Genomic DNA, 13,841 nt, shown 5'->3' with positions numbered 1-13,841 from the left:
TCCGCCTGCCCGTAACCTGCGGACGGATTCCCCGCGCCGCAGGGGCATACGGGCAGGCCAAGTGCCGCTGGCCGCTACTATTTAGGTGATGGTCATGCCGCTTTTCGACACTGCTTCCACCATGGACGCCTCCTCGGCTGTTCCCCTCGGTGTCAGCGTCCCGCGCGCTGATTCCGGCGGTACCCGGCACCACGCCGGCGGACGCGCCAACGTTGCCTGCTTCGCCCCCGGCGTCGCCAGCCTGGACATCGCCTACTGCCCTCCCGGCGGCCAGTGGCGGACCCAGACCCTGCCCAACGTCACCAAGGGAGTCCACCACGGTATCGTGGAGGACCTGCCGTACGGATCGCGCTACGGCTTCCGCCCGACGTCGGACGGCCAGGCTTTGCCGCCGGAGCTTCCGGCAGAAAATGGCTCCGCCCGCCAGCCCCTGCTGCTGGACCCGTACGGCAGGGGAGTGGACCAGGGCGAGGGCTTCCTCACCAGCGTCCGCACCGCTCTCGACTTCGACTGGGAATCTGACGAACGGCTGCGTCTTCCCTGGCGCAACACCATCGTCTACGAGGCGCATGTCCGTGGCCAGAGCATGCTCCATCCTGACGTACCCGAAGAGCTGCGGGGGACCTATGCCGGCCTGGCCCACCCCGCCGTCGTAGAGCACCTCACCGGCCTGGGCGTTACGTCCGTCCAGCTCCTGCCCGTCCACTTCCACATCGATGAGCCACACCTGCAGGACCTGGGGCTCAGCAACTACTGGGGGTACAACACCGCCGCCTTCTTCGCCCCGCACCCCGGCTACGCCACCCGAGCCGCGCAGGAAGCGGGCCCGCAGGCGGTCCAGGACGAGTTCAAGGCCATGGTGAAGGCACTTCACGCCGCCGGGCTGGAAGTCATCCTCGATGTCGTCTACAACCACACGGCCGAGGGCACGGCGGACGGCCCCGTCCTGAGCTTCCGCGGCCTCGGTGAAGACACGTACTACCGCGTGGACGGCAGCGGCAAGTACATTGACACCACCGGCTGCGGCAACACCCTCAACTTCGGGGACCAGCATGTAGTCCAGCTGGTGCTTGACTCCCTCCGCTACTGGGTGGACGAATTCCACATCGACGGCTTCCGGTTCGACCTCGCAGTCACGCTCTGCCGCAACGCCGCAAACGAATTCGACCCCCACCACCCCTTCCTCACGGCCGTTGCCGCCGATCCCGTCCTGGCCGAGGTCAAGCTGATCGCCGAACCCTGGGACATTGGCTACGGCGGCTGGCAGACCGGCCGGTTCCCGCGCGGGTGGGTGGACTGGAATGACCACTTCCGCGACGCCGTCCGGACGTTCTGGCTGGCCGACCGGGCAGCCATCGATTCCGGTGGGCACGGCGGGACGATGGCAAAGCTTGCCGACTCCATGTCCGGTTCCGCGGGCCTCTTCCAGGCCTCCGGCCGTTCGCGCCTGGCATCGGTCAATTTCGTCACCGCCCATGACGGCTTCACCATGAACGACCTCGTGTCCTTCGACCGGAAGCACAACGAGGCCAACGGTGAAGAAAACCGGGACGGGCATGGGGATAACCGCAGCTACAACCACGGCGTTGAGGGCCCCACCGAGAATAGCGCAATCCTGGCACAGCGCGCCCAGTCCCGGCGCAACCTGATGGCGTCGCTGATGGTCTCGCTCGGCGTCCCAATGATCACAGCCGGGGACGAGCTGGCACGGACCCAGCACGGCAACAACAACGCCTACTGCCAGGACAACGCCATCACCTGGCTCGACTGGACGCTGACGCCGGAGGCACACGAGATGCTGCGCAGCACCAAACGGTACATCCGGCTGCGCAAGGAGTTCCTTGCCGCCCAGCCCCACGACTTTCCCGTCCGCGACGAACAGTCCTACCTCTACTGGTTCGACCAGCACGGCCAGCCCATGTCCGCCGAGCGCTGGAACGATCCGCAACACCGCGTCCTGCAGCTACTGCTCCGCGACGACGGCGGCGACCTTGCCGGACTGGTAGTGGTCAACGGAGGCGCCCATGACGTCGAGGTCACCCTGCCGGATGCCGGGAAGCCGGCGCCGGGCCTGTTCGAGCTGCGGCTCACCACCTCGCCCCGCCACAAGGAGCGGCAGGGCATCCAGGTGGCAGCGGGGGAGATCGACCTTGCCGAGGCCAACTCCATCAGCATCTACCGCACGTAGACTCCTCCATCCCCGTCAGGCAGACCCGCATGCGCAACCGCTCCATCCTCCCGCTGATCCTCACCACCCTGGTGGTGCTGGCCGTCGTGGCGTTCGGCGGCGCCGGGCTGCTGGGCCGGCAGACGGACGGTGCGACGCCGGGAGCCGCCTCCAGCGCAGCGGGCACCCAGCGCGGGACGGCCACGTCCCCGGCCGCGAAGCAGTCGGCGTCCCACCGAGGAGCGAACCCATCCAGCCTGCCGGAGATCCGGGAATCCGCCTTGCCGGTGGAGGGCCGTCGGGTGCTGGCGCTGATCCGGGCGGGCGGCCCGTTCCAGTACGGCCAGGACGACCAGGTATTCGGCAACTTCGAACGCGTCCTGCCCGCCCGGGACCGCGGTTATTACCGCGAGTACACCGTTCCCACGCCTGGTGAACCGGACAGGGGTGCCAGGCGCATCGTGGCCGGCAACGACGGCGAGAAGTATTACACCGGGGACCACTACGCAACGTTCAAGTACATAGCGGAAGGCAGCTAGCACAACCATGAGAATCTTCTCCGGCGACACCTGGACCCTCGAAGAGCTGCAGGAACAGGTGGCCGACGCCGGGCGCCGCAGCGTGGTGGTCCCTCCGGCGGACAGCAAACGCACCGTCCTGGAGACCTTTGGCGAGGTGCTGGACTTTCCCGAGCATTATGGCGTGAACCTCGATGCGCTGAACGACTCGCTTCACGACTTCGCGGACAGCATCAGTGGTAACAGCAACCCTCCCGTCACGCTGCTGTGGCAGGTGGCGGCGCCGTTCCGCGCAGACCGGTCGTTCGGGATCATCTGCGAGATCCTGCAGGACGCAGAACGGTACGCGGGCAAGGACCTGGCCGTCACCGCCGTGCTTCTTTAAGTGACCGCGGCGCTTCCTTAAACGGAGCGGCAGGCCTGCCAGGAAGCAGGCCTGCCGGTCCCTGTCCGCAATGGGCTAAGCGTTCACGATCAGCCCAAGCTCGGCCTTCGAGGCCAGGGCGTCATGCCGGGGCAGGACGCGGACGGTGTACCCGAACGGCCCGGAGCGGTCGATCACCAAGGAGCTGCTGAACAGGTGGCGCCCGTTGCCCAGGTCCTCCTTCACCTGCAGCTCCATCATGGTGATGTCGGCCAGGGTGTCGTTCTCCTCGGCCCGGCCGTAGGCCACCTCCACGCAGACATCCTCCGGTGTGAGGGCGTTCAGGGCCACGTAGGCGTTGACCTGGAGCGTGTCGCCGATCTGCGGGTCCTCGGACACACCCACCGAATCCACGTGCTCAACGTGGACCTGCGGCCAGGCGCCGCGCACCTTGGCCGACCATGAAGCCAATGCGCGGGCCTGGGCGTACGAGTTGGCGGTGGCGCTGCGGCCCGCTTCCGCTGCCGGGCGGTACAGGATGTTCACGTAGTCGCGGAGCATGCGTTCAGCGGAGACCGCCGGACCCAGATGCGAGAGGGTGTGCTTGATCATGGACACCCAGTGCGTTGGGACCTTCTCCCTCGGCGTGGTCGAGGGACCGGCAGCGCCTGCAGCCTCGGACACCGTGCTGCCGTAGAAGCGCGGTGCCACCTGCGTTTCCAGCAGCTCATACAGTGCCGCCGCCTCAATGTCGTCCCGCTCCTCGGGGGAAGCGTCGTTGTTGGCCGTGGGAATGGCCCAGCCGTTCTCGCCGTCGTACATCTCATCCCACCAGCCGTCCAGGACGGAAAGGTTCAGGGAACCGTTCAAGGCCGCCTTCATGCCCGACGTGCCGCAGGCCTCCAACGGACGCAGCGGGTTGTTCAGCCAGACGTCGCAGCCCGGGAACAGGGTCCGGGCCATGGCGATGTCGTAGTTGGGCAGGAACGCGATGCGGTGCCGGACCTCGGGGTCATCCGTGAAGCGCACCAGGTCCTGGATCATTTTCTTCCCGGCGTCGTCGGCCGGATGCGACTTTCCGGCGATCACCAACTGGATGGGGTGGTCCTTGTGCAGGAGCAGCGCCTTCAACCGCGCCGGTTCGCGCAGCATCAGGGTCAGCCGCTTGTAGGTGGGCACGCGGCGGGCAAAACCAATGGTGAGGATGTCCGGGTCCAGCACGTTGTCCGTCCAGCCCAGCTCTGCGTCGGCAGCGCCGCGCTTCTTCCAGGCCGCCCGCAGCCTGCGGCGGACGTCCTCCACCAGGGCAGCGCGCATCTCGCGGCGCAGCGCCCAGACGTCGGCGTCGCTGACGTTGTAGGCCAGGTCCCATTTGCCCAGCGCTTCGGCCTCGCTGCCAAACTGGTCGCGGGCGAGCTTGGAGATGCGGCTGTCCACCCAGGTGGGAACGTGCACGCCGTTGGTGACTGACGTGATGGGCACCTCGGAGTGGTCGAAGCCAGGCCAGAGGGCGGAGAACATGCCGCGGGACACCTCACCGTGGAGCTTGGCCACGCCGTTGGCCCGCTGGGCCAGGCGCAGGCCCATGACCGCCATGTTGAAGACGGCCGGGTTACCGTCCGCGTAGTTCTCCCGTCCCAATTCCAGGACACGGTCCACGGGCACGTCCGGAGCGAGGCCGGCCTGGAAGAAATGGCTGATTTGGTTGATCTCGAACCTGTCGATGCCGGCCGGGACCGGCGTGTGGGTGGTGAACACCGTGGAGGCGCGGCCCGCGGCAAGGGCCTCGTCGAAGGTCAGGGCCTCCTCCCCGGACATCAGTTCCTGGATGCGTTCGATCCCCAGGAACCCCGCGTGCCCTTCGTTGGTGTGGAACACCTCCGGCGCGGCGCAGCCCGTCAGCTTCTGGAAGGCGCGCAGGGCCTTGACCCCGCCCATGCCCAGCAGGAGTTCCTGCTGGAGCCGGTGGTCGCCACCGCCGCCGTACAACCGGTCGGTGATGCTGCGGGCGGCGTCGTCGTTGCCCGGCACGTTGGAGTCCAGGAGGAGCAGGGGAACACGGCCGACGTCGGCCCGCCAGATGTGTGCCAGGAGCCGGCGCCCGTTGGGAAGGGGCAGGGATACCTCAAGGGCCTTGCCGTTGCCGTCCGGAGACGGCTCCCGAAGCAGTGTCAGCGGCAGGCCGTCCGGATCCAGGACGGGGTAGGTCTCCTGCTGCCACGCATCGCGGGACAGTGACTGCTTGAAGTAGCCGGCCTGGTACAGCAGGCCCACCCCGACGAGGGGAACGCCGAGGTCCGAGGCTGCCTTCAGGTGGTCGCCGGCGAGGATGCCCAGGCCGCCCGAGTACTGGGGGAGGACCTCGGTGATGCCGAACTCGGGGGAGAAGTAGGCAATGGAAGCGGGTGCATCCGGGCCCAGGCCCTGGTACCAGCGCGGCTCCTGGAGGTACCGGTCAAGGTCCTGCTCGGCGGCGCGCACCCTCTCCACCACGGACTGGTCCGCAGCGAGTTGCTGGAATTCCTCGCGGCTGACCATGCCCAGGAAGCCGATGGGGTCCTGCCCGCTTTCCTCCCAGAGGCGCGGGTTCAGCCCCGCGAAAAGTTCCCGGGTGGGGCGGTGCCAGGACCACCGCAAATTGCTGGCCAGCCGGGCCAGGGGCCGAATGGGTTCGGGGAGGACTGTACGGACCGTAAACCTGCGGATTGCCTTCACCTGCGTCACACTAACCGACAACATGCGCCGCTGGAACCAGCTTTCGGTTTCTTTTGGGTAAATGACAGGGGCGTGAAGAAATTCGGCCGCGGCACACCGTTTTTAGTGAGCAGGCTTAGCAATCCGGGGCATTTCTCGCTAACGTCGAGCCTGTGACGACTAACTCAGGAACCAGTGCAGCATCCACCAAAATGCCCCAGCGCAGTATCACCGAGGGCCTGCGGTTCGGGCGTTTTCCGATTACCGCCGTGCAGCCCGTCGTCGAGGGCGGCAAGTTTCCGGCCAAGGCCCTGCCCGGCGAAGCCATCGTGGTGGGCGCCACCTGCTTCCGCGAGGGGCATGACCAGCTCGGCGTCAGCGCAGTGCTCCTGGACCCCTCCGGTGCCGAGCGCCAGCGCGTGCGCCTCGCGCCGCCCCGCGGGGAACGGGGTATGGGCACGGACCGTTGGGAAGGCGTGCTCACGCCGTCGGAAACGGGGAACTGGTCCTTTGCCATCGAAGCCTGGCACGACCGGTACGGCACCTGGCACCACAACGCCGAGGTGAAGATCGACGCCGGGGTCGACGTCGAACTCATGCTCGCCGAAGGTGCCAAACTGCTGGGCGAAGCATCCGCCGAGGACTTCCGGGACGACGTGGACCGGGCTGCCCTGCGGCACGCCTCTGAGGTCCTGGGTGACCAGTCCCGCAGCACGGAGGAACGGCTTGGTGCCGGGTTCAGCCAGGAAATCGCCGACGTCGTTGCCCGCCAGCCCATCCGGGAACTCGTCACCGTCTCCGAGAAGTACCCCCTGCTGGTGGAGCGGGACCGGGCCGGGCGGGGCGCCTGGTACGAGTTCTTCCCCCGGTCGGAAGGCGCCGTCAAGGACCACAACACCGGTGCCTGGACCTCGGGTAACTTCCGGACCGCGGCCAAGCGGCTGGACGCCGTCGCTGCCATGGGGTTCGACGTCCTCTACATGCCGCCGATCCACCCCATCGGCCTGCAGTTCCGGAAGGGGCCCAACAACACGCTTGTCGCCGGCCCCCACGATCCGGGTTCACCGTGGGCCATCGGAGCCAAGGAAGGCGGGCACGACGCCATCCACCCCGACCTCGGATCCTTCGAAGACTTCGACGCGTTCGTGGCCCGTGCCAACGAACTGGGACTGGAAGTGGCCCTGGACCTGGCGCTCCAGGCTGCCCCTGACCACCCCTGGGTGCAGTCCCATCCGGAATGGTTCACCACCAGGGTGGACGGCAGCATTGCCTACGCGGAAAACCCGCCCAAGAAGTACCAGGACATTTACCCGCTGAATTTCGATAACGATCCCGAAGGCCTTTCGCGGGAAATCCTGCGGATAGTGCTGCTGTGGGTCAGCCATGGCGTCAAGATATTCCGCGTCGACAACCCGCACACCAAGCCAGTGTGGTTCTGGGAATGGCTCATCGCGGAAGTGGACAAAGCGGTGCCCGGCGTGGTTTTCCTTGCGGAGGCCTTTACCCGCCCAGCCATGATGCACGCACTGGGCAGGGCGGGCTTCCAGCAGTCCTACACCTACTTCACGTGGCGGAACACCAAGAAGGAAATCGAGACCTACTTCGAAGAAGTAAGCCACGAGTCCCCGGCGTTCTTCCGCCCCAATTTCTTCGTCAATACCCCGGACATCCTCACGGAATACCTGCAGTACGGCGGGCCGGCCGCGTTCCGCGTCAGGGCGGTACTTGCCTCCACGGGCAGCCCGCTCTGGGGCGTGTACGCAGGCTACGAACTGTACGAGCACGTGGCCCGGCCCGGTGCCGAGGAATACATCGACAACGAGAAGTTCGAGTACAAGGCGCGCGACTGGGACGCGGCCGCCGAGTCCGGACGCTCTCTGGCCCCGTACATCACGCGGCTGAACCACATCCGGCGGGACCACCCCGCGCTGCTTGACCTCCAGAACCTGACGGTCCACAACAGCACCGACGACTCAACGGTGGTCTACTCCAAGCACAAGACCCTTCCCGACGGATCCAAGGACACCATCATCGTGGTGGTCAACGTGGACCCGCACGTGACCAAGGAATGCAGCGTGGCCCTGGACCTGGCAGCCCTGGAACTGGACCCGCAGGACATCACGCCCGGCGGCGGCTTCTACGTGGACGACCTCCTCTCCGGCCAAAGCTGGGAGTGGGGCGAGTTCAACTACGTGCGGCTTGATCCGCACGTGGAGCCCGCCCACATCCTGAGCGTGAGGAGAACGCATCAGTGACCTTCAATCCGCAAAGTTCCGGCCACTTCACCCCTAAGAGCACGTTCGAGCTAAATGCGCCCGGCCTTCAGCATGACCCCCTGTGGTACCGCAAGGCAGTGTTCTATGAAGTGCTTGTCAGGGCCTTTTCGGATGCCAACGGCGATGGGTCCGGGGATTTCTCCGGCCTCATCGACCGGCTGGACTACCTGCAGTGGCTCGGCGTTGACTGCCTCTGGCTGCCCCCGTTTTTCCAGTCGCCGCTGCGTGACGGCGGTTATGACATCTCGGATTACAACTCGGTCCTGGACGAGTTTGGCACCATCAGCGACTTCAAAAGGCTGGTGGCGGAGGCCCACGCCCGCGGCGTCCGGGTAATCATCGACCTTCCGCTGAACCACACCTCCGACCAGCACCCCTGGTTCCAGGAGTCCCGGAAGGACCCGGACGGGCCGTTCGGGGACTTCTACGTCTGGAGCGACACCGACGAAAAATACCAGGATGCCCGCATCATCTTCGTCGACACGGAGGAATCGAACTGGACGTTCGATCCCATCCGCCGCCAGTTCTTCTGGCACCGGTTCTTCAGCCACCAGCCGGACCTGAACTTCGAAAACCCAAAAGTGATCGACGCCGTCTTCGACGTGGTCCGGTTCTGGCTGGACCAGGGAATTGACGGTTTCCGGGCGGACGCCATCCCATACCTGTTCGAGGAGGAGGGCACCAACTGCGAAAACCTGCCCGCCACCCACGAGTTCCTCCGCCGGCTCCGGGAAATGGTGGATGAAAGCTACCCCGGCCGCGTCATCATCGCCGAAGCGAACCAGCCGCCCAACGAAGTGGTGGAGTACTTCGGCACCGTTGAAGAACCCGAATGCCACATGGCGTTCCACTTTCCCATCATGCCCCGCCTCTACTACGCGCTCCGCGACCAGAAGGCCGCACCCATCATCGAGACCATGCGCGACACCCCGGACATCCCTGAGGGCGCACAATGGGGCACATTCCTCCGCAACCACGATGAACTGACCCTGGAGATGGTCACCGCCGACGAGCGCGCCGCCATGCTGGGCTGGTACGCGCCGGACCCGCGCATGCGGGCCAACATCGGCATCCGCCGCCGGCTGGCGCCGCTGCTCGACAACTCCCGGGCCGAGATCGAGCTGATCAACGCGCTCCTGCTCTCACTTCCGGGGAGCCCGTTCCTCTACTACGGCGACGAGATCGGCATGGGAGACAACATCTGGCTCGAGGACCGCGACGCAGTCCGTACGCCCATGCAGTGGAACCCGGACCGGAACGCAGGCTTCTCCCATGCGGACCCCGGCAAGCTGTACCTCCCGCCCATCCAGTCGCTGGTGTACAACTACGCCATGGCCAATGTGGAGGCTGAGGCGGCGCATTCCGGATCCCTGCTCCGCTGGACGCGGCAGATCCTGAGCGTCCGCAAGAACCACCCGGCGTTCGGGCTGGGCGGCTTCAAGCACGTGGACGCAGACCACGACGCCGTCCTGGCGTACCTGCGCGAACTCCCGGACAACAACCCCGCGGGGGCCGACTCCGAGACCATCCTGTGCGCCTTCAACCTGTCCCAGCATCCGGTCGCTGCCACGCTGCGGATTCCCGAGTACGCCGGCAGGGGCCTCCGCGATGTGTTTGGCGGTCAGGTCTTTCCCGGTATCGGCGACGACGGCACACTCACCCTGACCATCGGAAGCCACGATTTCTTCTGGCTCCGGATGCGGTCGGCGGGGTCAAGCCCCTCGTCGCCCTACACCCAGGCCATGCCCATCCTGTCGATAGAGAACTGAGATGAACCAGCCAATCCTCACTCCCGCCCTCACCGCGCTGCTCAAGGAATGGCTGCCGCAGCAGCGTTGGTTCCCGGTCAAGACCCCCGATTTCTCCCTCTCCCAGGCCGGCAGCCTGGGCCTGGCGGATGCCAGCGGGCACGCAGCCCTGGCCGTGTTCCTCCTCAACGTCACCACCCAGGCGCCCGACGGCGGCCAGCGCACCTCCGTGGTGCAGGTTCCCCTGAGCTTCCGGCCGGCGCCGGCCGGAGGCATGGAGCGGGCACTGGTAGGTGAAGCAGCCGGAATGGATCCCACCCGCCCGTGGGTCTACGACGCCGTCCACGACCCCGACTTCGTGGGGGCCTGGCTGGAGCTCATCCGGCAGGAAGGGAAAGCGGACAGCGGCACCGCGACCGGTTTCCGCGTGCAAGGTTCCTACCGCCTGCCCACGGCCAAGGGCGTCGTGAAGGTTCTCTCCGGCGAGCAGTCCAACAGTTCCGTCATTGTGGACGACGGCGAGTCGGCGGCGATGGTGAAATTCTTCCGGGTCCTTTCGGATGGGACCAACCCGGAAATCGAAGTGGGCGCCGCCCTGACCAAGGCCGGGACCTCCGAAGTCCCTGCCACGCTTGGCTGGGTCAGGGGGGAGTGGCTGGGGAACGGCACCCACGCCACCGGACGTACCGGCCATGGAACCCGGTACGTGCAGGGCGAGCTTGCGGTGGCCCACGAATTCCTCGCCGGCGGGCGTGATGCCTGGCGCCTGGCCGTCGACGCGGCCCGCTCCGGCACTGACTTCACCGCCGAGGCCAGGGCCCTTGGCGCCGCAACGGCCACCGTGCACAAGCGCCTGGCGGAGGCCCTGGGGCAGTCCACCGGGCCGGGCGCCGGAACGGGGGCAGTATCTGCTGTTGCACAGCGTGTCCGGACCGCCTGGGCTGAAGCGCGTGCCGCCGTCGGACCTTACGACGACGCCCTTGACGCCCTGCTGGCGAACCTCGACAAGACCCCTACCGGGCCACTGCAGCGCATCCACGGCGACCTCCACCTGGGCCAGATCCTGCAGGTCACCGGCACATCGGGGGACGGGAGCCGCTGGGCGATCCTGGACTTCGAGGGGGAACCCCTGCGGCCCATCGCCGAACGCAATGTCCCGGATGTGCCGCTGCGCGACGTCGTCGGGATGCTGCGGTCTTTCGACTACGCGGCCGGGGCAGCCCAGCGGGAGCAGGAGGGTGCACAGGTACCGGACCGCTGGGTGGACGACTGCGCCGACGCCTTCCTGGCCGGGTATGCCGCCGTCATTCCCGGAACGGTGGACCGGACCTCACCGCTGTTTGTGGCATTGTGGCTGGACAAGGCGCTGTACGAAGTTGTTTATGAAATGCGTAACAGGCCCGACTGGGTGGCGATTCCAGTAAACGCCTCCAGGCGGCTCCTGGGCAGTAACGGTGCCGGCGACTCCGCCGGCGCAGCATCGGAAGGTAACGAAATGACAGGCTCAGCACGAACTGACCGCCCGGGGGTGCCCCTGCACGTGGATGAAGGCACCCTGGGCCGGATCGCGAACGGTGAACACCACGCCCCCCACTCCGTCCTGGGCGCGCACCTGGACGACTTTGGGCATGTCACCATCCGGACCGTGAAGCACCTGGCCGAAGCAGTGACCGTGGTCACGCAGGCCGGCGAAATTCCCATGGAGCACGAAGCCCACGGTGTATGGGTTGCCGTCCTGGAACCATCGGAACAGGGGCATGTTCCCGACTACCGGCTCTCGGTGACCTACCCGGGCAAGGACCCCCTGACCGTCGATGAGCCCTACCGCTACCTGCCCACCGTGGGCGAAGTGGACCTGCACCTCATCGGGGAGGGCCGGCACGAAAAACTGTGGCAGGTGCTTGGCGCCCATGTCCGCCACTATAAGTCCGGGCTGGGGGACGTCAACGGTGTCTCCTTCGCCGTATGGGCCCCCAACGCGCAGGCCGTCCGCGTCAAGGGCGACTTCAACGCCTGGGACGGACGTGAGCACTCCATGCGCTCCCTGGGTTCCTCCGGCGTCTGGGAAGTGTTCATCCCCGGCGTCGCAGCAGGGGCCTGCTACAAGTACGAAATCCTGACGCGGGGCGGTTACTGGGTTGAAAAGGCAGATCCGCTGGCCTTTGGCACCGAGGTGCCCCCGTTGACTGCCTCCAGGGTGGTGGAGCCGTCCTACGCTTTCAAGGACGACGAGTGGATGGAAGCACGGGCCAAGCGCGACCCGCATAACTCCGCCATGAGCGTGTACGAGGTCCACCTCGGGTCCTGGCGTCTGGGCCTTGGCTACCGCGAACTCGCCCAGGAACTGGTGGAGTACGTCAAATGGCTCGGGTTCACGCACGTGGAGTTCATGCCGGTCGCGGAGCACCCGTTCGGCGGTTCCTGGGGCTACCAGGTCACGTCCTACTACGCGCCCACCTCCCGCTTTGGCCACCCTGACGAGTTCCGCTACCTGGTGGATTCCCTTCACCAGGCCGGGATCGGCGTCCTGCTGGACTGGGTTCCCGCGCACTTCCCGAAGGACGCCTGGGCGCTGGCCCGGTTCGACGGCGAGCCCCTCTACGAGCACTCCGACCCGGCCCTCGGAGAACACCCGGACTGGGGTACCTTGATTTTCGACTTCGGCCGCACCGAGGTCCGCAACTTCCTGGTGGCCAACGCGCTCTACTGGCTGGAGGAGTTCCACATCGACGGCCTGCGCGTGGACGCGGTAGCTTCGATGCTGTACCTCGACTATTCACGCCAGGAAGGCCAGTGGCGGCCCAACCGCTTCGGCGGCAGGGAGAACCTTGAGGCCATCTCCTTCCTGCAGGAAGTCAACGCCACGGTCTACAAGACCCACCCGGGCGCCATCATGATTGCCGAGGAATCCACGGCGTTCCCGGGCGTCACCGCCCCCACCAGCCACGGCGGCCTGGGCTTCGGCCTCAAGTGGAACATGGGCTGGATGCACGATTCACTCAAGTACATCTCCGAGGACCCCTACAACCGCAGATGGCACCACGGCACGGTGACGTTCTCCCTGGTGTACGCGTTCACCGAGAACTTCCTGCTGCCCATCAGCCACGATGAGGTTGTCCACGGCAAGGGCTCCATGCTCCGCAAGATGCCCGGTGACCGCTGGCAACAGCTGGCGAACCTCCGCGCCTTCTTTGCCTACCAGTGGGCGCATCCGGGCAAGCAACTCATTTTCATGGGCACCGAGTTCGGCCAGGAAGCGGAGTGGTCCGAGCAGCACGGCCTTGACTGGTGGCTTGCGGACATCCCCGCCCACCGCGGACTGCAGCTGCTGACCAAAGACCTCAACGAGCTCTACGCAGCCACACCTGCCCTGTACACCCAGGACAACGTTCCGGCCGGCTTCCAGTGGATCAACGGGGGAGACTCGGACCGCAACGTCCTGTCCTTCATCAGGTGGGACGCCGACGGCAACCCCCTGGTCTGTGCCATCAACTTCTCCGGCGCACCGCATGTCGGCTACACCCTCGGAGTTCCGACGCCCGGGGCCTGGACAGAGGTGCTCAACACCGACCACAGCACGTACGGCGGATCCGGCGTGCTGAACGACGGGGAGCTCAAAGCAACGGATGACGGACAGGATGGCCAGCCGGCCACCCTGACCGTTACGCTTCCCCCGCTGGGTGCGGCGTACTTCAAGCCGGGAACATCAACGGCTGGCTGACCCGTCCGGCCGGTGAACTACGAAAGGCCCGGAATCCGCGTGATTCCGGGCCTTTCGGCTGCCTGTGGCGACCCCAAATGGGGCCGACTGGCGAACCGGGAAGAGTGGTGGTACAGTTTATTTCCGCGCTGCTCCACGGAGTCAGACGGAAAACCGATCCCCCAAGCATACGCTTTGGATGATCGCGGACGCCGGTTTGACACGCGGAACGTCAGCGGGTAAGTTTGAAAAGTTGCTCCGGAGCGATCCTGAATGTTTGGTTTGGGTGGTGCCGGGTGTGTCTGTTGTTTGAGAACTCAATAGTGTGCCAAGTTTGTTGATACCGATTATGTAATGTGATTGGTTGAATTTGC

General features: G+C 66.1%; 7 protein-coding genes. 6 read left to right on the top strand and 1 reads right to left on the bottom strand.

Translation table 11 applies throughout. The features are described from left to right. Positions 1–88 precede the first annotated feature (88 nt). Genes glgX through PV772_RS08960 form a run of 3 tightly spaced genes read left to right on the top strand, consistent with a single transcriptional unit; the run spans position 89 to position 3,070 of the window. Complete coding sequence (glgX, locus tag PV772_RS08970) at positions 89–2,188, top strand: glycogen debranching protein GlgX (RefSeq protein ID WP_347885916.1); 2,100 nt, start codon at positions 89–91, stop codon at positions 2,186–2,188. A 29-nt stretch (positions 2,189–2,217) separates the two neighbouring features. Then, positions 2,218–2,706, top strand: a complete 489-nt coding sequence (locus PV772_RS08965) for a ribonuclease domain-containing protein (protein ID WP_347885915.1) — start codon at positions 2,218–2,220, stop codon at positions 2,704–2,706. Between the two features lie 7 nt (positions 2,707–2,713). Continuing rightward, positions 2,714–3,070, top strand: a complete 357-nt coding sequence (locus PV772_RS08960) for a barstar family protein (protein ID WP_307361863.1) — start codon at positions 2,714–2,716, stop codon at positions 3,068–3,070. Positions 3,071–3,145: 75 nt separating this feature from the next. On the opposite strand, the gene glgP is transcribed toward PV772_RS08960, so the two are convergent. Beyond that, the gene (gene glgP, locus PV772_RS08955) at positions 3,146–5,764 is read right to left on the bottom strand and encodes an alpha-glucan family phosphorylase (RefSeq protein ID WP_307361865.1); all 2,619 of its coding nucleotides are present in this window, start codon (positions 5,762–5,764) and stop codon (positions 3,146–3,148) included. Positions 5,765–5,955: 191 nt separating this feature from the next. On the opposite strand from glgP, the gene PV772_RS08950 reads away from it, so the two are divergent. From PV772_RS08950 to PV772_RS08940, 3 genes are read left to right on the top strand one after another with little or no spacing between them, the layout of a single operon-like run. Continuing rightward, complete coding sequence (locus PV772_RS08950; protein ID WP_141158083.1) at positions 5,956–7,998, top strand: alpha-1,4-glucan--maltose-1-phosphate maltosyltransferase; 2,043 nt, start codon at positions 5,956–5,958, stop codon at positions 7,996–7,998. Then, complete coding sequence (gene treS, locus PV772_RS08945; RefSeq protein WP_141158082.1) at positions 7,995–9,788, top strand: maltose alpha-D-glucosyltransferase; 1,794 nt, start codon at positions 7,995–7,997, stop codon at positions 9,786–9,788. Before PV772_RS08950 ends, treS begins: the two co-directional genes overlap by 4 nt. 1 nt (position 9,789) lies before the next feature. Continuing rightward, positions 9,790–13,488, top strand: coding sequence for a 1,4-alpha-glucan branching enzyme (locus PV772_RS08940; protein WP_347885914.1), 3,699 nt, complete (start codon positions 9,790–9,792; stop codon positions 13,486–13,488). Positions 13,489–13,841: the final 353 nt, after the last annotated feature.

Source organism: Pseudarthrobacter sp. CC12, from assembly GCF_039907755.1.
GTDB lineage: Bacteria > Actinomycetota > Actinomycetes > Actinomycetales > Micrococcaceae > Arthrobacter > Arthrobacter niigatensis.
Note: the sequence above shows the minus strand (reverse complement) of the source record. Positions and strands in the feature narration are given on the sequence as shown.

Coding starts and splice junctions, on each gene's coding strand:
- glgX (WP_347885916.1), top strand. CDS start 89: ATGGTCATGCCGCTTTTCGACACTGCTTCCACCATGGACGCCTCCTCG.
- PV772_RS08965 (WP_347885915.1), top strand. CDS start 2,218: ATGCGCAACCGCTCCATCCTCCCGCTGATCCTCACCACCCTGGTGGTG.
- PV772_RS08960 (WP_307361863.1), top strand. CDS start 2,714: ATGAGAATCTTCTCCGGCGACACCTGGACCCTCGAAGAGCTGCAGGAA.
- PV772_RS08950 (WP_141158083.1), top strand. CDS start 5,956: ATGCCCCAGCGCAGTATCACCGAGGGCCTGCGGTTCGGGCGTTTTCCG.
- PV772_RS08940 (WP_347885914.1), top strand. CDS start 9,790: ATGAACCAGCCAATCCTCACTCCCGCCCTCACCGCGCTGCTCAAGGAA.